The sequence below is a fragment of the Mycolicibacterium sp. XJ662 genome, from assembly GCF_053484035.1.
In genome coordinates this window covers 30223-53118 of the sequence record NZ_JBEFTL010000002.1, presented here as the reverse complement: position 1 = coordinate 53118, position 22896 = coordinate 30223, and the positions used below count along the sequence as shown (strand labels likewise).

16 protein-coding genes and 1 tRNA gene are annotated in these 22896 nt (G+C 66.0%); 12 read left to right on the top strand and 5 right to left on the bottom strand.

From position 1 onward, the window contains the following. The first annotated feature begins 65 nt into the window (after positions 1–65). Positions 66–1145: a potassium channel family protein gene (locus ABQE93_RS07480; RefSeq protein ID WP_448407185.1), complete on the top strand. Its 1080-nt coding sequence runs from the start codon at positions 66–68 to the stop codon at positions 1143–1145. Beyond that, positions 1142–2074 (top strand): NAD(+) diphosphatase, encoded by a 933-nt coding sequence (gene nudC / locus ABQE93_RS07475; protein ID WP_448407186.1) that lies wholly within the window; start codon positions 1142–1144, stop codon positions 2072–2074. The genes ABQE93_RS07480 and nudC overlap by 4 nt, the downstream gene beginning before the upstream one ends. A 42-nt stretch (positions 2075–2116) precedes the next feature. On the opposite strand, the gene ABQE93_RS07470 is transcribed toward nudC, so the two are convergent. Beyond that, positions 2117–2371, bottom strand: a complete 255-nt coding sequence (locus tag ABQE93_RS07470; protein ID WP_448407188.1) for a mycoredoxin — start codon at positions 2369–2371, stop codon at positions 2117–2119. A gap of 82 nt (positions 2372–2453) precedes the next feature. On the opposite strand from ABQE93_RS07470, the gene ABQE93_RS07465 reads away from it, so the two are divergent. From ABQE93_RS07465 to ABQE93_RS07455, 3 genes are all read left to right on the top strand, one after another. Continuing rightward, positions 2454–4613, top strand: coding sequence for an ATP-dependent DNA helicase UvrD2 (locus ABQE93_RS07465; RefSeq protein WP_448407190.1), 2160 nt, complete (start codon positions 2454–2456; stop codon positions 4611–4613). Between the two features lie 92 nt (positions 4614–4705). Next, a complete protein-coding gene (locus ABQE93_RS07460; RefSeq protein WP_448407191.1) occupies positions 4706–4945 on the top strand; it encodes a hypothetical protein in 240 nt (79 codons plus the stop codon). 146 nt (positions 4946–5091) lie between these two features. Then, positions 5092–5373 carry a WhiB family transcriptional regulator gene (locus ABQE93_RS07455; protein WP_448407192.1) on the top strand — a complete coding sequence of 94 codons (282 nt, stop codon included), beginning with the start codon at positions 5092–5094 and terminating at the stop codon, positions 5371–5373. A gap of 78 nt (positions 5374–5451) precedes the next feature. Here ABQE93_RS07455 and ABQE93_RS07450 read toward each other — a convergent pair whose 3' ends face one another. Genes ABQE93_RS07450 through ABQE93_RS07440 form a run of 3 tightly spaced genes read right to left on the bottom strand, consistent with a single transcriptional unit; the run spans position 5452 to position 9066 of the window. Beyond that, entirely contained in the window at positions 5452–6813 is a 1362-nt protein-coding gene (locus tag ABQE93_RS07450) for a macrolide-binding ATPase MABP-1 (protein WP_448407292.1), read from the bottom strand. 9 nt (positions 6814–6822) lie between these two features. Beyond that, positions 6823–7650: a cyclodehydratase gene (locus ABQE93_RS07445; RefSeq protein WP_448407193.1), complete on the bottom strand. Its 828-nt coding sequence runs from the start codon at positions 7648–7650 to the stop codon at positions 6823–6825. Positions 7651–7704: 54 nt separating this feature from the next. Then, positions 7705–9066 carry a zinc-dependent metalloprotease gene (locus tag ABQE93_RS07440; RefSeq protein WP_448407194.1) on the bottom strand — a complete coding sequence of 454 codons (1362 nt, stop codon included), beginning with the start codon at positions 9064–9066 and terminating at the stop codon, positions 7705–7707. A gap of 121 nt (positions 9067–9187) precedes the next feature. Here ABQE93_RS07440 and ABQE93_RS07435 point away from each other — a divergent pair, with 121 nt between their 5' ends. From ABQE93_RS07435 to ABQE93_RS07425, 3 genes are all read left to right on the top strand, one after another. Then, a complete protein-coding gene (locus ABQE93_RS07435; RefSeq protein WP_448407195.1) occupies positions 9188–10210 on the top strand; it encodes a YlbL family protein in 1023 nt (340 codons plus the stop codon). An 82-nt stretch (positions 10211–10292) separates the two neighbouring features. Beyond that, entirely contained in the window at positions 10293–13313 is a 3021-nt protein-coding gene (locus ABQE93_RS07430; protein WP_448407196.1) for a UPF0182 family protein, read from the top strand. 172 nt (positions 13314–13485) lie between these two features. Beyond that, positions 13486–13559: transfer RNA gene (locus ABQE93_RS07425), tRNA-Met, on the top strand. A gap of 262 nt (positions 13560–13821) precedes the next feature. On the opposite strand, the gene ABQE93_RS07420 is transcribed toward ABQE93_RS07425, so the two are convergent. Continuing rightward, positions 13822–14769, bottom strand: a complete 948-nt coding sequence (locus ABQE93_RS07420; RefSeq protein ID WP_448407197.1) for a ribosomal protein L7/L12 — start codon at positions 14767–14769, stop codon at positions 13822–13824. A gap of 341 nt (positions 14770–15110) precedes the next feature. On the opposite strand from ABQE93_RS07420, the gene ABQE93_RS07415 reads away from it, so the two are divergent. The 4 genes from ABQE93_RS07415 to ABQE93_RS07400 all read left to right on the top strand — a co-directional run bounded on the left by ABQE93_RS07415 (position 15111) and on the right by ABQE93_RS07400 (position 22877). Beyond that, the gene (locus tag ABQE93_RS07415) at positions 15111–15854 is read left to right on the top strand and encodes an MBL fold metallo-hydrolase (RefSeq protein ID WP_448407199.1); all 744 of its coding nucleotides are present in this window, start codon (positions 15111–15113) and stop codon (positions 15852–15854) included. An 802-nt stretch (positions 15855–16656) separates the two neighbouring features. Beyond that, the gene (locus ABQE93_RS07410; protein WP_448407294.1) at positions 16657–17079 is read left to right on the top strand and encodes an MmpS family transport accessory protein; all 423 of its coding nucleotides are present in this window, start codon (positions 16657–16659) and stop codon (positions 17077–17079) included. Then, positions 17076–19979: an MMPL/RND family transporter gene (locus ABQE93_RS07405; protein ID WP_448407201.1), complete on the top strand. Its 2904-nt coding sequence runs from the start codon at positions 17076–17078 to the stop codon at positions 19977–19979. Before ABQE93_RS07410 ends, ABQE93_RS07405 begins: the two co-directional genes overlap by 4 nt. Before the next feature lie 39 nt (positions 19980–20018). After that, complete coding sequence (locus tag ABQE93_RS07400; protein WP_448407202.1) at positions 20019–22877, top strand: MMPL/RND family transporter; 2859 nt, start codon at positions 20019–20021, stop codon at positions 22875–22877. Positions 22878–22896: the final 19 nt, after the last annotated feature.

The following is a 22896-nucleotide window of genomic DNA, read 5'->3' as shown; positions in this document are numbered from 1 at the left end:
TCGGGAGGCAAAGAGGTCATGGTTACATAATGGCGTGCGCTCACTTGCAGCGGTGACCGGTTTCCATGCCTGAAGGCAGGCTGCGGCGCCGGGTCCGCAGGTTTGACGACTCGCTGGCCGACCGGCCGGTGCACGCCCTGACCGACAGGGTGCAGATCCCGGCCGACCCGGTGAGCCCGGTGCGGCGGATCACCCGACGGGTCATCTACGCCACCCTGGCGCTGTTCGCGGCGGTGTTGATCGTCTACATAGACCGCGACGGCTACCGCGACGTCACCGGCGACCGGTTGTCGTTCCTGGACTGCCTGTATTACGCGACGGTGTCGCTGTCGACCACCGGATACGGCGACATCACCCCGGTCACGTCCGGAGCCCGGCTGGTCAACGTCCTGGTGATCACCCCGCTGCGGATCGCGTTCCTGATCGTGCTGATCGGTACGACGGTCGAAACGCTGACCACGCAGTCGCGGCAGGTCTACCAAATTCAGCGATGGAGGAACAAAGTGCGCAACCACATCGTGATCGTCGGCTACGGCACGAAAGGCAGGACCGCAGCAGCCGCGATGGTTGGCGACGAGGTGGCCCCCGCCGACATCGTCGTCGTCGACGAGAACGCGGTCGCGCTGGAACGCGCCAAGAGCGCCGGGTTGGTCACCGTGCGCGGCAACGCCACCGACTCCGAGGTGCTGCGGTTGGCCAGCGCGCAGCACGCCAAAGCGATCATCGTGGCGACCAACCGCGACGACACCGCCGTGCTCGTCACGCTGACCGCGCGTGAGCTGGCACCGAAGGCCAAGATCATTGCCGCCGTGCGCGAAACCGATAACGAGCATCTGCTCAAGCAGTCCGGTGCGGACTCCACGGTGGTGACGGCCGAGACCGCGGGACGGCTGCTCGGCGTCGCCGTGCAGACACCCAGCGTCGTCGAGATGATGGAGGACCTGCTGACCCCCGACCGCGGTTTTGCGATCGCCGAACGCGAGGTCGGCCCCAAGGAGGTCGGCGGGTCGCCGCGCCACCAGGCCGACATCGTGTTGGGCGTCGTGCGCAACAACAAGCTGGTGCGCGTCGACGAGCCCGAGGCCGATGCGCTCGAACCCGGTGACCGGCTGCTGTTCATCCGCAGCGCGGATGCCGACCGATGACGTCGCGCGGGTTCCGGCTGCGCCATGTCCCGCTGTTGTCCCGCGTCGGCGCCGACCGATCCGACGCGTTGCGCACCGACGTCGACGCCGCCATCGCCGGCTGGTCCGACGCGGCGCTGCTGCGTGTCGACCGCCGCAACCAGGTGCTGATGTCGGGCGGCAAGGTGCTGCTGGGAAACACCGCCAACCTGGGCGACAAGCCGCCGGAGAACGCCGTCTTCCTCGGCCGGCTCAACGACGGCAGACACGTGTGGGCGATCCGGGCCGCGCTGGAGCATCCCGACGATCCCGACGTCGAAACCGAGGTGCTCGACCTGCGCCGGGGCGGGCAGATCATCGACGACGTCAGCGCGCAGTTGCTGGCCACCGCCAGCGCCCTGCTGAACTGGCACGACAGCGCCCAGTTCAGCACCGTGAACGGGGCGCCGACCAAACCGGCCAAGGCGGGCTGGTCGCGGGTCGACCCGCTCAGCGGCTACGAGGAGTTTCCCCGCATCGACCCCGCGGTGATCTGTCTGGTGCACGACGGGCACGACCGCGCGGTGCTGGCCAGGCAGACGATGTGGCCGGAGCGGCTGTTCTCGCTGCTGGCCGGGTTCGTCGAGGCCGGTGAGTCGTTCGAGTCGTGTGTGGTGCGCGAGATCTCCGAGGAGATCGGCCTGACCGTGACTGACGTGGAGTACCTCGGCAGCCAGCCGTGGCCGTTCCCGCGGTCGTTGATGGTCGGCTTTCACGCCGTCGGAGATCCCGAGCAGGAGTTCTCGTTCAACGACGGCGAGATCGCCGAGGCGGCATGGTTCACGCGCGCGGAGGTTCGCGAGGCGCTGGACGCGGGGGACTGGAGCAGCGACTCGTCGTCGCGGCTTCTGCTGCCCGGCTCGATCTCGATCGCCAGGGAGATCATCGAATCCTGGGCCGCCGAGGAGTAACTACCGTCGCCCCAACGGGACAACCGGACGCGACGGGCGCGGTTAGCCCGCGAGCTTGGCCTTGATGTCCTTGGCGCTGGGGTTGGTCAACGTGGACCCGTCGGGGAACCTCAGCGTCGGAACGGTCTGGTTCCCGCCGTTCACCGACGCCACGAACTGGGCCGACTCGGGATCGTTCTCGATGTCGACCTCGGTGAACTCGATGCCCTCGGACTGCAGAATCTTCTTCAGCCGAAAGCAGTAGCCACACCACGACGTGGTGTACATGGTCACCTGAGGATTGTCTGCAGCGCTCATAACGCCTTTCAACGTAGCCGATCCGCCCAACATGCCCGCCGCCGTCCCGGATTTGTCACCGCCCCCTGCCAAGATGGACCGCATGTCGGTAGAGGTCGATTCGTTACGCGTTGTCGACGACCTCGACGAGGAGCAGCGCGAGGCCGTGCTCGCCGCCCGCGGCCCGGTCTGCGTGCTCGCCGGCGCGGGCACCGGAAAGACCCGCACCATCACCCGGCGCATCGCCCACCTCGTCGCGGGCGGACACGTCGCGCCCGGGCAGGTGCTGGCCGTGACGTTCACCCAGCGCGCCGCGGGGGAGATGCGCAGCCGGCTGCGCGCCCTGAGTGCGGACTGGGCCGGTGTCTCCGCCGAAGCCGTGCAGGCGATGACGTTTCACGCCGCGGCGCGCCGCCAGCTGTCCTACTTCTGGCCGCGGGTGGTCGGCAACACGTCGTGGCAGCTGCTCGACACCAAATTCGCCGTCGTCGCGCAGGCCGCCAACCGCGCCGGGCTGCAAACCAGCACCGACGACGTCCGCGACCTCGCCGGTGAAATCGAGTGGGCCAAAGGCTCTTTGATCAGCCCGGAGGGTTACGGCGCGGCCGTGGCCGCGGCGGGTCGCGACATTCCGTTCGACGCGGAGAAGATCGCGACCGTCTACGCCGGCTACGAGACGCTCAAGGCACGCCGCGACGGGACCGCGCTGCTGGACTTTGATGACCTGCTGCTGCACACCGCGGCCGCGATCGAGAACGACGCCGCGGTGGCCCAGGAGTTCCGCGACCGGTACCGCTGCTTCGTCGTCGACGAGTACCAGGACGTCACACCCCTGCAGCAACGGGTCCTCGACGCCTGGCTCGGCGAACGCGACGACCTCACCGTCGTCGGCGACGCCAACCAGACCATCTACTCCTTCACCGGCGCCACCCCGCGCTACCTGCTCGACTTCTCGCGGCGCTTCCCCGACGCGGCCGTGGTTCGGCTGGAACGCGACTACCGCTCCACCCCGCAGGTCGTGTCGCTGGCCAACCGGGTCATCGCCGGCGCCCGCGGCCGGATGGCCGGAAGCAAGCTGCACCTCGTCGGCCAGCGCGCCCCCGGGCCGAAGCCGACCTTCGCCGAACACCCCGACGAGGTCGCCGAGGCCGCCGCCGTGGCCAAGAGCATCAAGCGGCTCATCGAGTCGGGCACCGAACCCGCCGAGATCGCCGTGCTGTACCGGATCAACGCGCAGTCCGAGGTTTATGAGGAAGCGCTGACCGAGGCGACAATCCCGTTCCAGGTTCGCGGCGGCGAAGGCTTCTTCAGCCGCCAGGAGATCCGCCAGGCGTTGGTGGCGCTGCAGCGCGCAGGCGAACGCGGTGTCGAAGACCAGGGACAAGAACAAGCGTCGTTGCCCGACATCGTCCGCGCCGTGCTCGAACCGCTCGGACTCAGCGCCGAACCGCCACCCGGCACCAAGGCGCGTGACCGCTGGGAGGCGCTGACCGCGCTGGCCGAACTCGTCGACGAAGAGGTCGTCCAGCGCCCCTCGCTGGATCTGCGCACCCTGCTCACCGAACTGCGCCAGCGCGCCGACGCGCGACACCCGCCCGTCGTCCAGGGCGTGACGCTGGCGTCGCTGCACGCCGCCAAAGGCCTGGAATGGGACGCGGTGTTTCTGGTCGGGTTGGCCGACGGCACACTGCCTATCTCGCACGCGCTGGCCCACGGTCCAGACAGCGAACCGGTCGAAGAAGAACGACGCCTGCTCTACGTCGGAATCACCCGGGCCCGTGTGCATTTGGCGCTCAGTTGGGCGCTGTCGCGCAGCCCCGGGGGCCGACAGAGCCGCAAACCGTCGCGATTCCTCAACGGCATCGCGCCGCAGTCCTCGGCCGACGCGACCCCGTCCCGGCCGCGGCGGTCCCGCGGCGCCACCCCGCGCTGCCGCGTCTGCAACAGCACGCTTACGACGCCGCCGGCAATCATGTTGCGCCGCTGCGAAACCTGCGCGTCCGATATCGACGAAGAGTTGTTGGGCCAGCTCAAGGACTGGCGGTCACGCGTCTCCAAGGAGATGAAGGTGCCCGCCTATGTGGTGTTCACCGACAACACGTTGATCGCGATCGCCGAGACGCTGCCTGCCGACAACGCGGCGCTCGTGGCGATTCCCGGGATCGGCGCACGAAAGCTCGAGCAGTACGGCCCCGACGTTCTCGCGTTGGTCAAGGGCCGCAGCCGGACGGCCGGCGACGTCAGGCACGGCCAACCGTCGTAAAAATCGCGCCAAAACCGCAGGTCAAAAATTTAATTGTGCGATTCCGCTGCTACCCTTAACCTCAAGATCGCACATCTGTTGTGTATTTCATCGTGCGAGAGGAGGGTGTCGAGATCATGGCGAGCATCAACGCGTTCACCGGCGTAGGCCATGTCGCGGGCGTTGCCGGCATGTCGCGGACCCTCCAGGTCGCCGTCCCCACGGCGCATCCCGCCGCCGCCGCGCACGTCGCCGCCGCGGGTGCCGCTGCCGCCATTACGCCGCCGCGTAAGCGCCGCGCCACCGCCGCCGCCGCCGCGACTGCACCCTCCGTGGATCGGGGTCCCCTCTAGGAGAACCCACGATTTCGCCGAAAAGGCCACGGAACCGCAGTCCCCGGATCCGTGGCCAGTTTTATTTCGGGAATCGCTCGAAGACCTGGTCGCAGATCCATCAAGAGACAGATGCGAAACCCTCGACCAGGAAGCAGAGGACAGACATGTCGAGCCAGACATGCCGGAACAAGACGATGCTGGCGGTGCCGTGTCACATCGGTGACCCCGACCTGTGGTTCGCCGAAAACCCCGTCGACCTCGAACGCGCCAAGAAGCTGTGCGCGGATTGCCCGATCCGCCGCGAATGCCTCGCCGCCGCTCTGGAACGTCAAGAGCCGTGGGGTGTGTGGGGTGGCGAGATCTTCGAGCGTGGCACCGTCATCGCGCGCAAACGTCCGCGTGGCCGGCCGCGGAAGAACACCGAGAACAACCCGGCCGCAGCCTGAACCGCCGGCCGAGACTGCGCACAGATCGCCAAACCGCCGAAAAGCGCGATCTGTGCGCAGTCTCGGCGGACCTAAACGCTATTCGTCGGCGAAACCTGGAATCAGTTCGGTGGCAAGCCTTCTGGCCGGGATGCGGGCGTCCAGCTGACACGAGATCGCGACATTGGAGGCGATCACCCGCATCGGAATCGCCAGCGCGGCGGGGATATCCATCTGTCGGGCCGTGCGGACCTGGGCCACCGACCGATCCATGTCGGCCATCGTCATCTTCTGTAACCACTTGCGGGTGTAGTGAAATACCTCGACCTGAAGAGGTTCCACATAGGGCCGCAGCATCTCGTCGAGTTCTCGGGTCGACACCTGTTCACCCTTCTGGATGAAGCCGATCTTCTCCATGACCGGCAGCAGGTTCTCGTAGTCCTTGGCGATGGCGAAGCGGGTGGCCATGCCGAGTTCGGGTGGGATACCGCCGGGCAACGGGGCGACGGCGCCGAAGTCGATGACGCCCATCTTGCCCTCCGGCATCAGCATGAAGTTGCCGGGATGCGCGTCGCCGTGCATGATCTCCAGCCGCCGAGGCGCGTCGTAGGTGAACTCGAAAAGCCTGGTGCCTATGGTGTCTCGCTGTTCCTGCGTGCCCTCCCTGATGATCACCGACATCGAGATGCCATCGATCCATTCCTGGATCACCACCTTGGGTGTGCTGGCCAGAATGCGGGGCACGACGAAACGCGGATGTCCCTCATAGGCTTTCGCGAATGCGCGCTGGTTGTCGGCCTCCAGCCGGTAGTCGAGTTCCATCTCGGTGCGTTCGATGAGCTCGTCGACGATGCCCTGCACGTCGGCGCCTGGCGCAAGTTGCTTGAGCACCTTGACCATCCGCTGCATGCTCTTCAGGTCCGCGCGCAGCGCCTCGTCGGCGCCCGGGTACTGGATCTTGACCGCCACCTCACGACCGTCGGCCCACACGGCCTTGTGCACCTGGCCGATGCTGGCCGACGCCACCGGGGTGTCATCGAACGACGAGAACCGCTCGCGCCATTTGGTGCCCAGTTGCATGTCCAGCACGCGGTGCACCTTGGCGGCGGGCAGCGGCGGCGCCTCGCGCTGCAGCTTGGTCAGCGCTTCGCGGTAGGGCTTACCGTACTGCTCGGGAACGCCGGCCTCCATCACCGACAGCATCTGCCCGACCTTCATGGCGCCGCCCTTGAGCTCACCGAGAACGGTGAACAGCTGCTGGGCGGCCTTGTCCATCAGCTCGGCGTTGACCTCGTCTTTGGACCTGCCGGTCAACCTTTTACCGAAGCCGAGGGCGGCCCGGCTCGCCATGCCGACGGGAAGGCTCGCCAGCTTCGCGTTGCGAGCCGCACGGCCCCGTTTGATGTCACTCACCAGACCATCATCCCTGACGGCGACGGCCGCACGGCAACAAGTTGGCATCAAGCGTTTTCAGCATGAGCATCGCGGATGCCGTGACCAGCGGCGCGTGACGACCGAACCCACGTTCACATCGAACTCCAGCGTCGTGTCAAGGGTCGGCAACGGCTCGTCTGTGCTGCGTTCCTCGCGGACCGCGCGGATGACACGGTCGACCTGGTTGAGCGCCAGCGCCGCGGTCGCCAGCACGGTGGCCCGGTCCGCGGTGCCGACGGTGTCGCGCAGCTGGGCCGCGACGGCCGGCCAGGCGGCATCGCGGTCGCTGCGGTGCAGGTCAGCACATCCCAGGCAGCTTGTCACGCCGGGGATCACCAGCGGTCCGACCAGGCCGGCGCCGTCGCGCACCCGCACCGGCAGATGCGCGATTCCGGCGTCGTGCAGATCGCGCACCACCCGCGGGTCGACCACCAGGTAATCGGACAGCACCGCCAGATCGGTCGGTTCGGACGGCGCGCCGGCGGTGTTGCGGCTGCTGTGTGTGACCCGGGCGCCCGAGCAGCGCAGCGCGCCGGAAAGCAGGTCCGAAAGGGGTCCGCTGCCGTGGATACGCACCGACGCGGCGCGGGTGCGTCGGCGCGCCGTGCTGATCAGAACACCGGCGTCGGCCAACGACGTGAGCAGGTCGGCGATCTCGGTCGGTTCCACGCCGGCGGCGAGCCGCTGAACCTCATCCAGGGTGGCGCCCGACTGCAGCCGTCGCAGCAATTCGGCCAGCGCGGCGGGGCTCATTCCCGACAGGGGACGCACCACGACGGCGCGGCGCGGATCCCAGCCCACCTGCACGACGCCGTCGGGTCGCAGCAGGACCGGCGTCGTCGGGTTGAGTGCGTAGGCCCGCATAGCGCCGGACTTTGTCACAGCGGGCGGCAAAACTCCCGCGGGTTATCCACAGGCTCAGCTGGTGGGCTGGTCGCCGTCGTCCTCAGAGCGCTGTTCCAGGTCAGCGATCGCTTCCGCGATGGCGCTGTCCATTCCGCTGGTGTCGCCGCCGATCATCCGGTCGATGAAACCGGCGGGTTCGTCGAGGTCCTCGGCGGTGGGCAGCAGATCGGGGTGCTGCCACACGGCATCACGGGCGTCGGCGCCGACGGCCTCGGCCAGCCGCTGCCACAACGTCGCGGCCTCCCGCAGCTTGCGGGGACGCAATTCCAGCCCGACCAGGGTGGCGAAGGTCTGCTCGGCCGGGCCGCCCGTGGCACGCCGCCGCCGCAGCATCTCCGAGAGCGCCGACGTGCCGGGGAGCCGGTCGCGCAACGCGTCGGCGACGACGGTCTCCACCCAGCCCTCGATCAACGCCAGCAGCGTTTCCAGCCGGCTCAAGGCCGCCGTCTGCTCCGGCGTCGCCTTCGGCTCGAAGATGCCCTGGTTCAGCAGCTGCTCGAGCTGCGCAGGGTCGGCCAGCGACGCCGGGTTGAAGCCCTGCGCGAGCTCCTCGATGCCGCTCATGTCGATCTTCATGCCCTTGGCGAACGCTTCGACGGTGTTGAGCAGCTGGCTGGACAACCACGGCACGTGGCTGAACAGGCGGTGGTGCGCGGCTTCCCGCGCGGCCAGAAACGTCATGACCTCGCTGCGTGACTGTTCGAGGCCCTCGGTCAGCGACTCGACCGCATCAGGCATCAGCGCAGCGACGCCCTTGGGGCCGAGCGGAAGGCCGATGTCGGTGGAGGTCAACACTTCTCGTGAGAGTTTGCCCAGCGCCTGGCCCAGCTGGGAACCGAACGCCATCCCACCCATCTGGGCCATCATCGCCAGCAGCGGACCGGCCATGCTCCTGGCTTCTTCGGGTAACGCCGAGGCCCACACCGTGGAGATCTGTTCGGCAACCGGATCGCACAGCCGTTTCCACGTCTCCAGCGTGTTGTCGAGCCAGTCGCTGGGTGTCCACGCCACGGCCTTGGTGGCGCCGGCGGGCAGCGCGGTCGCGCCGTCGAGCCAGGTGTCGGCGAGGTGCACAGAGTCGCGCACGGCTGCGCTGGTCGATTCGGGGATCGGTGCGACGAAGCCGATCTGGTTGGTGGCCAGCCGACGGGCCAGGTCGTAGTTCACCGGACCGGACGTCTTGCCGCCCGCCATCGCGCCGCCTGCACCGCTGAACATCTCGCCGAGCCGGCTGAAGATCTGGCCCAGCTGTGACATGTCGAACTCGGACCCGCCGAACCCGAACGGATCGCCCGAACCGGCGTCCGGGTCGTTCTTGCGCTTGTCGCGCTCCGGGTCGTCACCGGCAGAGAAGCCAAAAGGCGGGTCAGCCATGCCCTCAACCGTACTCACCAGCGTCGCGCTCTGTCGTTGGGCAGGTCACGCGCTCAGCGAACACCCCCCGACGACGGTCGCGGTCCGGGGTGCTCACCGGGCAACCTTTAGATTGGGCGACGTGAACAGGCGGATTCTGACGTTGCTGGTCGCCCTCGTCCCGATCCTGGTGTTCGGGGTGCTGGTGTCACTGGTGGTCGTGCCCTTTGTGTCGCTGGGGCCGGGGCCGACGTTCAACACGCTCGGTGAGGTCGACGGTCAACCGGTCGTGCAGATCGAAGGTGCCGACGTGTATCCGACCTCCGGACAGCTGAACATGACCACCGTCTCCCAACGCGACGGGCTGACCCTCGGGCAGGCGCTGGTGCTGTGGCTGTCGGGGCGCGAACAACTTCTGCCGCGCGAACTGGTCTACCCGCCCGGCAAAACGCGCGAGGAGATCAACGAAGCCAACACCACCGACTTTCGCCGCTCTGAGCGCAGCGCCGAATACGCCGCGCTGCTCTTTATGGACTACCCGATGGCCGTCACGGTGGAGAACGTCAACGACCCTGGCCCGTCGGCAGGCAAGCTTGAAGACGGCGACGCGATCGACGGGGTCAACGGCGAGCCGGTGGCCAACCTCGAGGAATTCCAGGCGCTGATCAAAGAGACCAGACCCGGTGACACCGTCGTGCTGGACTACCGGCGCAAGGACGGCCCACCCGGCGAGGCCACCATCACGATGGGTGAGCACCCCGAAGGCGAGCAGGGCTACCTGGGCATCGGCGTGCTCGACGCGCCGTGGGCGCCGTTTTCCATCGACTTCAACCTGGCCAACATCGGCGGACCGTCGGCCGGGCTGATCTTCAGCCTCGCCGTCGTCGACAAGCTCACCCCGGGAGATCTCAGCGACGGCCACTTCGTCGCCGGGACGGGCACGATCACCGGCGACGGCCACGTCGGGGCGATCGGCGGCATCACGCACAAGATGCTGGCCGCCCGGGAATCGGGTGCGACGGTGTTTCTGGTGCCCGCCGAGAACTGCGCGGAGGCAAAATCGGCACCCCAGGAGGGCCTGGAACTGGTCAAGGTGGACACCCTCACGACGGCAGTGGATGCTTTGGAGGCACTTTCCGCTGATGGCGAACGTCCCCACTGCTGAATCGTGCGTGCGCAGCGCTTGCGTACAGTTGTTCCCACGTCGGGTGGCGACGTGTGAGATCGGCAAGACTGGAGTTTGACGAGTGGGTATGCGGCCCGCGGCAAGGATGCCCGCGCTGACACGACGTAGCCGGATTCTCATCGCGATCGGCGTGGTGGTGGTGCTGCTACTGCTGATCGGGCCACGGTTGATCGACACCTACATCGATTGGCTCTGGTTCGGTGAACTGGGCTACCGCTCGGTGTTCACCACGGTGCTGTTCACCCAATTCATCTTGTTCCTGGTGGTGACGCTGCTCATCGGGGCGATCGTGTTCGCCGGGCTGGCGCTGGCGTACCGCACCCGACCGGTGTTCGTTCCGACCGACGGCCCCAACGACCCGGTGGCCCGGTACCGCACCGCGGTGATGGCACGGCTGAAGCTCGTCGGCATCGGCGTGCCCGCGCTCATCGGGGTGTTCGCGGGGCTCTTTGCGCTGGGCCAGTGGGAGACCGTGCAGCTGTTCCTGCACGGCGGTGACTTCGGCGTCACCGATCCCCAGTTCGGCATGGATCTGGGCTTCTACGCGTTCGACCTGCCGTTCTACCGGCTCGTGCTGAACTATCTGTTCGTCGCGGCGTTCCTGGCGTTCATCGCCAACCTGTTGGGCCACTACCTGTTCGGCGGTATCCGGCTGTCCGGTCGTACCGGCGCGCTCAGCCGCTCGGCCCGCATCCAGCTGATCTCGCTGGTCGGCACCCTGATATTGCTGAAGGCCCTCGCCTACTGGATCGACCGCTACGAGCTGTTGAGCCACACCCGCGCCGGTAAGCCGTTCACCGGCGCCGGGTACACCGACATCAACGCGGTGCTGCCCGCCAAGCTGATCCTGATGGCGATCGCGGTGATCTGCGCCGCGGCGGTGTTCTCCGCGATCGTGCTGCGCGACTTGCGCATTCCGGCCATCGGTGTGGTGCTGCTGCTGCTGTCCTCGCTGATCGTCGGCGCCGGCTGGCCACTGATCGTCGAGCAGTTCAGCGTCAAACCCAATGCGGCGCAGAAGGAAAGCGAGTACATCGGCCGAAGTATCGTCGCCACCAGACAGGCCTACGGTCTGACCGACGAGGTGGTCACCTACCGCAGCTACAGCGGCGACGCGCCGGCGACGGCTCAGCAGGTGGCCGCCGACCGGGCCACCACATCCAACATCCGGCTGTTGGACCCGACCATCGTCAGCCCCGCCTTCACCCAGTTCCAGCAGGGCAAGAACTTCTACTACTTCCCCGATCAGCTGGCGATGGACCGCTACACCGGACCAGACGGCAACCTGCGTGACTACGTGGTGGCCGCCAGGGAGTTGAACCCCGACCGGCTGATCGACAACCAGCGCGACTGGATCAACCGCCACTCCGTCTACACCCACGGCAACGGCTTCATCGCCTCACCGGCCAACACCGTGCGCGGCATCGCCAACGACCCCAACCAAAACGGTGGCTATCCGGAGTTCCTGGTCAACGCGGTCGGCCCGGACGGCATCATCAACCAGGGCCCCGCGCCGCTGGACCAGCCGCGTATCTACTTCGGGCCGGTGATCGCCAATACCCCTGCCGACTACGCGATCGTCGGGGAGAACGGCCCGCCAAGGGAATACGACTTCGAGACCAGCACCGAGACGCGCAACTACACCTACACCGGCAGCGGCGGTGTTCCGGTGGGCAACTGGCTGGCCCGGTCGCTGTTCGCCGCCAAGTTCGCTGAACGAAACTTCTTGTTCTCCAACGTGATCGGTGAGAACAGCAAGATTCTGTTCAACCGCGACCCCGCCGACCGGGTGGAGGCGGTCGCCCCGTGGCTGACCACCGACACCACCGTGTACCCGGCGATCGTCAACGAGCGCATGGTGTGGATCGTGGACGGCTACACCACCCTGGACAACTATCCGTATTCGGAGTCCACGGTGTTGTCCAGCGCCACCGCGGATTCCAACGAGGTGGCCTTCAACCGGTTGCCACCCGACAAGCAGGTGTCCTACATCCGCAACTCGGTCAAGGCGACCGTCGATGCCTACGACGGCACCGTGACGTTATACGCCCAAGACGAGCAGGACCCGGTGCTGCAGGCGTGGATGAAGGTCTTCCCGGACACCGTGCAGCCCAAGAGCGAGATCTCCGACGAACTGCGCCAGCACCTGCGGTACCCCGAAGACCTGTTCAAGGTGCAGCGCGCGTTGCTGGCCAAGTATCACGTCGATGACCCGGTGACGTTCTTCTCGACGTCGGACTTCTGGGACGTGCCGCTGGACCCGAATCCGACCGCCAGCAGCTTCCAGCCGCCGTACTACATCGTGGCCAGAGACCTTGCGGCCAATGACAGTTCGGCGTCGTTCCAGCTCACGACGGCGATGAACCGGTTCCGCCGCGACTTCCTCGCCGCCTATATCAGCGCGAGTTCTGACCCCGAGACCTACGGCAAGCTCACGGTGCTCACCGTTCCGGGCCAGGTCAACGGTCCCAAGCTGGCGTTCAACGCGATCAGCACCGACACGGCGGTCAGCCAGGACCTCGGCGTCATCGGCCGCGACAACCAGAACCGCATCCGGTGGGGCAACCTGCTCACGCTGCCATTGGTTCAGGGCGGGTTGCTCTACGTGGCGCCGGTGTACGCCTCGCCGGGCACCAGCGATGCGGCGTCGACGTATCCGCGCCTCATCCGGGTCGCAATGATGTACAACGACAAGGTCGGATACGGCCCCACGGTGCGTGACGCGCTCACCGAACTGTTCGGTCCGGGCGCCGACGCCACGGCCACCGGTCCGGCGCCGCTAGCCGGTGGTGGTGGTCAGCCGCCGGCCGCGCAACCCACCGACGGCGAGCCGCCGGCCGCCCAAACCCCCGCCAACCAGCAGGGCCGGGCACCGGAAGCCCCGGCACCCACGCCGCCGCCGGCGGCGGCATCGCCCGGCGTGCCCACCCAGCTGTCGGCGGCCAAAGCCGCTGCGCTGCAAGAGGTCAACGAGGCCTTGGATGCGCTGCGCACGGCACAGCAGGGCGGCGACTTCGGTGACTTCGGTGAGGCGCTGCAGCGCCTCGACGACGCGGTGAACAAGTACCAAACCACCAGCTAGCTCACTGCTTCGGTGGCGCGGGTGCGTGTTTGCGGCCGACACGCCGTGCTGGAGCGCGAGTTTGCGCACGCTCGCGGCGCGCCGGCATGCGGCCGTGAGCGGATTCACCCGCTGTGGTGACCGCGCGATTTGGAACTGCGCGCACGCCTTGGGTAGCCTTGCGGGTACCCGTCGCGGGGTGGAGCAGCTCGGTAGCTCGCTGGGCTCATAACCCAGAGGTCGCAGGTTCGAATCCTGTCCCCGCTACTAACGAAACGGCCCTCGGAGGAAACTCCGGGGGCCGTTCTCGTAGGGTTTGTGAACGCATTTGTGAACATTAGCCAAGGGCTAGAAAGATCATCACCTTCGTTCGAGGTGATCGGCCGATCCGTCGATGGCGATATTCAGAGCGAAGGACAATCTCTATTACTCGCAGACGCACGCACCCAACTGGAGGGGGCGACTCAACGCAAACAATCTCCGGACTCACCGGGGCCGGGTCCTTCGGCTATTCCGTAAGGTCGCAGGGCTAGGTTGGTCCCGTTTGGCGCTTCCGCTTTAGCTGAGCGTTGCATCCCTCGCAAACGAAGGTCATCTGGTCCAGCGGCACCTTTTGGACGTGCTGGCATTTGTGGCATCGCACATTCGTTGTGGCCACCTGTGACGTTGCCGGCCGGCTTGCAGAAACTGGCGCCGAGCTGGACAGAATTCGGGACTTCGCGGCAGTGAACTCGTCTTCCGAAAGCGCGCCACTGGCGTGCAGCTCGGCAAGCATTTTCAATTGCGTCGCAACGTCATTACCCGGCTGTGTTGACGTCGTACTGCTTTGGTCGGATTCGGTGACGGCAGCCGGCGGTGGGGGTGACGCTAACAAGTGGTCTGCTGAAGCCTGTAGCGATCTAATCGAAGACAAGAGCCTGTTTTCGGGGTTCTTACTTGTGTAGGTCTTGGTACCTGAATGCTCCCCGGTGATCGTCACGTAGATCACTCCGCGGTTGTTGCCGGTCACCAGGGATACCGGGGCTCCGGTGAGTCCGAAGGAAAGGAGCGCGGCGGCGCCGCGACCAGTGGTGGACTTCCGACGCATCGAATCAATATCAGATGAGAAGCCGACGAGGCGGTCTGGCTCGCTGGTGAAGATCATTCCCGTGGTGGTAAACGTGCCGTCCCGGTAGAGGGTGAGGGTCGTCCCCCCTTTGTCGATCTTCCCGCTAGCCACCTTCGCTGGCTGTGCTCGTTGCCCAGGCCGTGGTTGTTTCCCTGGCTTCGGGAGGCCGTCAATGATGTCTTTTGCCTCTTTGAGGCCGAGAATTCCGTCTGCGTTCTCGCGTAGCGTCTTTATCGCTCCGATTTTCTTTTCTGACGCGAGCTGGTCGGCGATCCGCTGGCGCACCCCGCGTGGAAAAGCGGACAGCGTCGGGTGACTCGCGTATGGGTCGTCGCCGAGGTCACCCGAAGATGTATCCTGCCCGCTCATATCAATTTGCTCCTGACCCCCGGGCGCGGCACGCACGATGGACCGAATCATACGGCTCAGGGACTGCCGGCTAGGCTCGTTTTACGCCCACGTAGGCGCCGGTACAGGCTGGTGTCGTTTGGCCCTGTTGACGGTCCTGCGGCCGGACAGCTTCCACGTCGTCGGCCTCATTCGGAGGTGGTTGACGATTCGTACGGATCTCCGCCAGGTACATTGCCGCCTGCTCGGCAGCGTTTCTGTCGGAGGAAACTCCGGGGGCCGTTTTCATGGTCTTGGATTCTTGCCGTAGCCGACGTCAGCACCGCAGACTGCTCAGGTGTTGCGCGAAGGAGGAGGCTGCGATGGCGTTGGTGGTTGAGCCGCTCGACGACATCGGGGTGATCCGGCTGTCCCGGTGGATCTTCAACTGCTATCTGATCCGGGGCGATCGAACTTATGTGGTGGTTGACGCCGGAATGCCGGGCAGCGCCGACGACATCGCGGGCGTGCTGTCGGTGCACCGCGGCACCGTCGGCGCCGTCGTGGCCACCCACGGTCACAGCGACCACGTCGCCGGGGCGCCACGCCTGGCCGCCGAGCACCAAGTAACGCTGCATCTTCCCGAGGTCACACTCAGCTATCTGGACGGCAGCCGCCAGCCGCGCACCCCGGCGCTGAGCAAGGTCGCCCAGATCTGGCCCACCCTGATCAGCCAGCCGCTGGACCTGACCGGGCTGCGCGGCTTCGCCGACGGCCCGCGCATCGCGGGATACGGCGGAGGTAAGGGGATGGTCGGCGACGCGCTCGGCGGGGCCCAACCGTTGGTCGACGGTCAGCCGCTGCCCGGCGTGCCGGGCTGGCAGGTGCTGCACGTGCCCGGGCACACCGACGACTCGACCGCGTTCTGGCATGCCGACAGCCGGACGCTGATCTCCGGCGATGCGGTGCTCAGTGCGCGCGGGCAGGCGTGGTTCACCCCCGAGACCGTCGACGCCGCCGCCGCGGTGCGCAGTGAGCAGCGCATGCGGGCGTTGCCCGTCGAGCACCTGCTGCCCGGCCATGGCCTGCCGGTGCACCGCGCCGACGTGTGGGCCGGCGCGCGCTGAAGCCATATTCCTGGCTCCCTTCGGGACAGGGCCGCGCGCGGTCTGCGGCTGCCCGGAAACCGCGATCAGGGTCGAATTGCCCGACGACGTGCCGGCGCCCGGATATGCCCGGTCGGTCGGCGGGGCAGCGCCGCCGTCTGAGCTGACCAGCCAGAATTCGGCGAAATTGCTGGCACCCCAGAGTCGCCGCATCCGAGCGGCCGACGACGGCGGCTGGGCGACACGTGTTCTCGGCGCAGCGCCGCCGGGGAAGGGATACGGCCGCGCGGCCAGACGGCCCGTCGCGCACCGGCCCCATACCCGCCCCAATCGACGTGCGAATGCTCAATACCACCAACACAACACATCGGTCGATCCGGTGATCTAGATGCCCGGCGTCATACTGCCGCCGGAGTCGCCGAGACGCGCCCGCATCGTCGCCTCGCTCGATGCGGGCCACCGGTTCTGTGCGGACACCAGAGAGCGCGCGGCGCCGCACCGCACGAAATTGACGTCCATGATCCGATTTGCCGGTGAGGTTTCTGAGAATCTTGGGACTGGCCGTACTAGCCAGGACGAATGCATTACGATCGCGTCGGGCTTGACCGAATTCTGGAGGCGAACAGGGATGGATCACTTTCCAGGACCGAGTCGCGCTCCCGGAGGCGCCGCGCATTTGCGGTGACCCGCCATACGGCTCACCTGCGCGGCACCGCGTTCGAGGAGCGCCGTCTGGCGTGTCGCAGCAGATGCGTAGTTCCATGACGACCGAGCGGCCGCAGGGCACCAGGACTGAGAACAGAAGGGGTCTGACATTTTCAGGATTCTGAGGCGGCTGTGGATCCCGCTCGTCATCGCGATCGTCGCGGTCGCCGGCGGATTCACCGTTTCCCGGTTGCACAATGTCTTCGGCAACGACCAGCGCCCCACCTATGCCAGCACCGAAACTGAGGAGCGCCAGCCCCACAACCCCAAGCACCTCACCTACGAGGTGTTCGGCCCGCCGGGAACCGTCGCGGACATCAGCTATTTCGACGACAACGCCGACCCGCAGCGGATCGAGGGAGCGCCGCTGCCATGGTCGGTGGAGTTCCCGATCTCGGAGGCGACGGCGATCGGAAGCCTCTCCGCGCAGGGAACTGGTGACACCATCGGATGTCGCATCACCGTCGGCGACGAGGTCGAAGCCGAACGGGTCCGCCACGGGGTGAACGCGTTCACCTTCTGCGTGCTGAAGGCAGCATGACCCAGTCCAGCGAACCCACGACGCAGCCGTTGCCGACGGCCAAACGTCCGCCCCTCGTGGCCCGGATCGTCTACCGCTTCTCGGTGCCGATCATCCTGGGCTGGTTGGCGATCGCCTTCCTTCTGACCACCGCCGTGCCCTCGCTGGAGTTGGTCGAAAAAGAGCAGGCGGTGGAGATGAACCCCGTCGCCGCGCCGTCGTTCCAGGCGATGCAGCGCATGGGGGAGGTGTTCGGAGAAGCCAATTCGGGCGCCGTGGCGATGATCGTCCTGGAGGGCGAAGAACCCCTCGGCGACGACACCCACGCGTACTACGAAGAGCTGATTCAGCGGCTGCGGGAAGACACCACACACGTCCAACACGTTCAGGACTTCTGGGGCGACCCCATCACCGAGGCGGCAGCCCAAAGCGCGGACGGCAAGGCCGTCTATGTTCAGGTGAACCTCACCGCCAATCGGGAGGGAACCTCGGCCAACGAATCCGTGCGAGCCGTTCGCGACATCGTGGAGCGGGCGCCACCGCCGCCGGGGGTCCAGGCCCACGTCACCGGCCCGGCGGCGTTCGCCGCGGACCTGGGGCCGGCGGGCAACCGCACGGTGATGTTGGTGACGTCGCTGAGCTTCACGGTGATTTTCGTGATGCTGCTGTTGGTGTACCGGTCGGTGATCACCGTGGTCATCTTGCTGCTGATCGTCGTGATCCAGCTGCTGGTCGCCAGGGGATCGGTCGCGCTGCTAGGCGATCTGGAGCTCATCGGCATCACCACGTTCGTGGTCAACCTGCTGGTTCCGCTGGCGATCGCGGCCGGAACCGACTACGGCATCTTCTTCATCGGCCGATATCAGGAAGCGCGTCAAGCCGGCGAGGACCGCGCCACGGCGTTCTACACCACCTATGGAAGCGTCGCCAAGGTCGTTTTGGCGTCCGGTTTGACGATCGCCGGTGCGGTGCTGTGCCTGCGCTTCACCAGGCTGCCCGTCTACCAGACGCTGGGTGTGCCCACCGCTGTGGGCATCGTCATGGCGGTCGTGACAGCCGTGACGCTGATCCCGGCCGTCATCGCCGCAGGCAGCCGCATCAAGCTGTTCGAGCCGAAGCGAAAGATCACGGCCCGTCGCTGGCGGCGGGTCGGCACCGCGGTCGTGCGGTGGCCGGCGCCCATCCTGGCGGCGTCGCTGGCGGTCTCGTTCATCGGGCTGTTGGCGTTGCCGGGCTACCAGGCCAGCTACAACGACCAGGAATATCTGCCGAAAGACATCCCCGCCAGCGTGGGCTATGCAGCCGCTGAGCGACACTTTCCCCAATCGTTGATGATGGCCCCCGACATTCTGCTCGTCGAGGCCGACCACGACATGCGCAATCCGGCCGACTTTCTGGTCCTGAACAAACTCGCCAAGGCCGTTCAAGGGGTGGAAGGCGTTTCCCGGGTACAAGCCATCACCCGCCCCGGCGGAGAGCCGCTTAACAACACCACCATTCCGTTCATGCTGTCCATGAGCAGCGCCAGCCAGTCGCAGCTCATCCCGTTCCAGAGAGCCCGAATGGACGATCTGCTCGTCCAGGCCGACGACATGCTCGAGACGATCGCCACCATGCAGCGCATGCAGGCGTTGACGCAGGAAATGGTGGCCACCACCCATGACATGGTCGCCAAAACCCATGAATTGGAAGAAATCACGAACGAATTGCGCGATAACGTCGCGAACTTCGACGACTTCTTCAGGCCGATTCGTAATTACCTGTACTGGGAACCGCACTGCTACAACATTCCGTTGTGCTTCGCCGTCAGATCCGTTTTCGACACGCTTGACGGCGTCGACCAGATCACCGTCAAGCTGCGCGGACTGGTCGAAAACCTGGATCGACTGGACGCGATTCTGCCGCAAATGGCTGAGCAATTCCCCGTGATGATCGAGACCATGCGCAACACGCGGGAAATGATGCTGACGATGCACAGCACCATGTCCGGGATTCTCGCTCAGATGGAGGAGACGAACGACAACGCGACCGCCATGGGTAAGGCGTTCAACGCCGCCAAGAACGACGACTCCTTCTATCTGCCGCCGGAGATCTTCGATAACGAAGACTTCAAACGGGTCATGGACGTCTTCCTGTCACCGGACGGGAAAGCGGCGCGCATGCTCATTTCGCAACGGGGCGACCCGGCCACGACAGAGGGGATGTCCCGCGTCGACCCGATCATGACCGCGGCGGAGGAGGCTCTCAAGGGGACTCCGCTACAAAGCGCCGACATCTATCTGACCGGCACCGCGGCCTCGGTCAAAGACATCGTCGAGGGCTCGACCTACGACCTGTTGATCGCGGCGACGGCAGCGCTGTGCCTGATCTTCTGCATCATGCTGATCATCACGCGGAGCTTTGTCGCCGCGCTGGTAATCGTTGGCACGGTGGCGCTTTCGCTGGGGGCGGCGTTCGGGCTCTCGGTGCTGATCTGGCAGCACATCCTCGGCATCCCACTGAACTGGGTGGTCCTCGCGATGTCGGTGATCATCCTGCTGGCGGTGGGTTCTGACTACAACCTGCTGTTGGTGTCGCGGATGAAAGAAGAGATCGGCGCGGGGTTGAACACCGGCATCATCCGGGCGATGGGCGGCAGCGGCAAGGTGGTGACGGCCGCGGGTCTGGTGTTCGCCTTCACGATGCTGTCGATGGTCGTCAGCGATCTGCAGACCATCGGCCAGCTGGGCTCCACGATCGGCGTCGGTTTGTTGTTCGACACGTTGGTGGTGCGCGCGTTCATGACACCGTCGATCGCCGCGCTGCTGGGCCGCTGGTTCTGGTGGCCGCTGCGGGTGCACCCGCGGCCCATCGCCGCCGCCCGGCACGCGAGAGGTCCACGCCCGCTGGTGCGTTCCCTGCTCCAGAAGGATGAGCGGTAGCGCTATGAACGCGGTTATCTCCGTCCTGCTGAAGGCCGCATGACCGACCAGAAACTCAACACTCGTCGGTCGTTGGTAGCCCGGACCATCTACCGGCTGGCGGTGCCGATCATCATCGGGTGGCTGGCGTTGATCGCCGTCCTGACCTTCGCTGTTCCGTCGCTGGAACAAGTCGGCCGGGAAAGCTCGGTTTCGGTGATCCCCAAAGGCGCACCGTCATTCGAGGCGATGCAGCGCATGGGTGAGCTGTTCGAGGAATCCGACTCCGACAGCATCGCGATGATCGTCTTGGAGGGCCAAGAACCCCTGGGCGATGAGGCACACCTCTACTACGACGAGTTGATCCGTCAGTTGAGGGCCGACACCACCCATGTGCGGCACGTCCAGGACTACTGGGGGGATCCGCTCACCGCGTCGGGGGTGGAAAGCGCCGATCGGATGGCCGTCTACGTCCAGTTGAATCTCGCTGGTAACCAAGGCGAATTGCTGGCCAACGAGTCGGTCGAAGCCGTCCGCGACATCGTCGAACGGACGCCGGCGCCGCCGGGCGTACAGGCCTATGTCACGGGCTCAGCGCCGTTGGTGGCCGACATGAACCACGCCGGCGACAGCTCCATCATCACGATCACCTTGGTGACGCTCGCGGTGATCGTGACGATGTTGCTGTTCGTGTACCGCTCGGTCATCACCGTGATTCTCCTGTTGCTCATGGTGGGCATCCAGGTCCAGGCGGCCAGGGGAGTGGTGGCGTTCCTCGGCGATGAGGGCATCCTCGGCCTGTCGATCTTCGCGGTGAACCTGCTGGTGTCGCTGGGCATCGCCGTGGGAACCGACTACGGGATCTTCTTCACCGGCCGCTATCACGAGGCGCGCCAAGCCGGCGAGGACCGGGAAGCGGCGTTCTTCACCACCTACCGCAGCGTCGCCAAGGTGGTCCTGGCCTCGGGTTTGACCATCGCCGGAGCGATCCTCTGCCTCAGCTTCACCCGGCTGCCCTATTTCCAGACCATGGGCGTACCGTCCGCGGTGGGCATGGTCGTGACGGTCGCGGTAGCGCTCACGTTGATCCCGGCCGTAATCGCCGTCGGCGCCCGGTTCGGCCTGTTCGAGCCCAAGCGCAAGGTCGTGGTGCGCCGGTGGCGGCGGCTGGGCACGGCGATCGTGCGGTGGCCCGGACCGATCCTGATCGCGTCGTGCGCGGTCGCGCTGGTCGGGCTGCTGGCGCTGCCGGGCTACAAGACCAGCTACGACGACCGGCTGTATGTCCCACAGGACATTCCCGCAAACGTGGGATACGCAGCCGCCGAGCGACATTTCCCCGAGTCGCGAATGATGCCGGACATCATGATCCTGGAAGCCGACCACGACATGCGCAACCCGGCCGATTTCGTGGTGTTACACAAGCTCGCGAAGGCGATCTTCGCCGTTCCCGGCATCGCGTCGGTGCAGACGATCACCCGGCCTGAGGGCACCCCGATCGAGCGGACGTCGATCCCATTTCAGATCAGCCTGCAAAGCGCCGGCATGCAGCAGATCCTGCCGTTCGGCAGAGATCGCATCGACGGCATGCAGGATCAGGTCGAGAACATGAACAGAATGATCAGCCAGATGGAGCGCACCTACGCTCTGATGCAGCAGATCAGCGATATCACTCATGAGACGACGCTGATGAACAAGGAGATCACCGAGGTCACCGATGAGTTGCGCGACAACATCGCCAACTTCGACGACTTCTTCCGGCCGATCCGCAACTATCTGTTTTGGGAACCGCACTGCTACAACATCCCCGTCTGCTGGGCGGTGAGGTCGGTCTTCCAGGGCCTCGACGGCACCGACCAGATCAGCGTGCAGATGCACGAGATCCTGGTACACGTCGATAAGCTCGATCTTCTTCAGCAGGACCTGCTCACCCTGTTCCCGCCGATGATCGCCAGCATGAAGGCCATGCGGACCATGATGCAGACGACACACAGCACCATGGACGGCATGATGGCGCTGATCGACGACACGATCCAGAACGCCAGCGCCATGGGCCAGGCCTACGATGCCGCCCAGAACGACGACACCTTCTACCTGCCGCCGGAAGTCTTCGAGAACGAGGACTTCAAACGCGCGATGGACCTGTTCTTCTCACCGGACGGTAAGGCGCTGCGCCTGATCATCACCCATCGCGACGATCCGGGGACACCCGAAGGTATCTCGCGCGTCGACGCCCTGCACACCGCGGCCCAGGAGGCCCTGAAGGTCACGCCGCTGGAAAGTGCCAAAGTCCATCTCGCCGGGGCGGCGCCCACGTTCAAGGACCTGCGCGACGGGTCCAGGTACGACCTTCTGATCGCGGGGACGGCGGCGCTGTGTCTGATCTTCTCCATCATGCTGGTCATCACGCGAAGTTTCGTCGCTGCGCTGGTAATCGTTGGCACGGTAGCGCTTTCGCTGGGCGCCGCGTTCGGGCTCTCGGTGCTGATCTGGCAGCACATCCTCGGTATCGAGTTGCACTGGCTCGTGCTTGCGATGTCGGTGATCATCCTGCTGGCGGTGGGTTCTGACTACAACCTGCTGTTGGTGTCGCGCATAAAGGAGGAGATCGGCGCGGGGTTGAACACCGGCATCATCCGCGCGATGGGCGGCAGCGGCAAGGTGGTGACGGCCGCGGGTCTGGTGTTCGCCTTCACGATGCTGTCGATGGTGGTCAGCGACCTGCGCATCATCGGGCAGGTGGGTTCGACCATCGGAATGGGTCTGTTGTTCGACACGTTGGTGGTGCGCGCGTTCATGACGCCGTCGATCGCCGCGCTGCTGGGCCGATGGTTCTGGTGGCCGCTGCGGGTGCACCCACGCCCCCTCGCCGCGGCCCGGCGCCTTCGCGCCGGCGAACAAAGTGCCTCGGTTAGCTAACGTTCGTCAAGGAGCGCGC

Excerpts from the sequence above, each read along its gene's own strand:
- ABQE93_RS07440 (WP_448407194.1), bottom strand. The coding sequence starts at position 9,066 with ATGGCTGACCCGCCTTTTGGCTTCTCTGCCGGTGACGACCCGGAGCGC.
- ABQE93_RS07450 (WP_448407292.1), bottom strand. The coding sequence starts at position 6,813 with ATGCCAACTTGTTGCCGTGCGGCCGTCGCCGTCAGGGATGATGGTCTG.
- ABQE93_RS07405 (WP_448407201.1), top strand. The coding sequence starts at position 17,076 with ATGACCCAGTCCAGCGAACCCACGACGCAGCCGTTGCCGACGGCCAAA.
- ABQE93_RS07420 (WP_448407197.1), bottom strand. The coding sequence starts at position 14,769 with ATGAGCGGGCAGGATACATCTTCGGGTGACCTCGGCGACGACCCATAC.
- nudC (WP_448407186.1), top strand. The coding sequence starts at position 1,142 with ATGACGTCGCGCGGGTTCCGGCTGCGCCATGTCCCGCTGTTGTCCCGC.
- ABQE93_RS07400 (WP_448407202.1), top strand. The coding sequence starts at position 20,019 with ATGACCGACCAGAAACTCAACACTCGTCGGTCGTTGGTAGCCCGGACC.
- ABQE93_RS07415 (WP_448407199.1), top strand. The coding sequence starts at position 15,111 with ATGGCGTTGGTGGTTGAGCCGCTCGACGACATCGGGGTGATCCGGCTG.
- ABQE93_RS07455 (WP_448407192.1), top strand. The coding sequence starts at position 5,092 with ATGTCGAGCCAGACATGCCGGAACAAGACGATGCTGGCGGTGCCGTGT.
- ABQE93_RS07445 (WP_448407193.1), bottom strand. The coding sequence starts at position 7,650 with ATGCGGGCCTACGCACTCAACCCGACGACGCCGGTCCTGCTGCGACCC.
- ABQE93_RS07470 (WP_448407188.1), bottom strand. The coding sequence starts at position 2,371 with ATGAGCGCTGCAGACAATCCTCAGGTGACCATGTACACCACGTCGTGG.
- ABQE93_RS07465 (WP_448407190.1), top strand. The coding sequence starts at position 2,454 with ATGTCGGTAGAGGTCGATTCGTTACGCGTTGTCGACGACCTCGACGAG.
- ABQE93_RS07480 (WP_448407185.1), top strand. The coding sequence starts at position 66 with ATGCCTGAAGGCAGGCTGCGGCGCCGGGTCCGCAGGTTTGACGACTCG.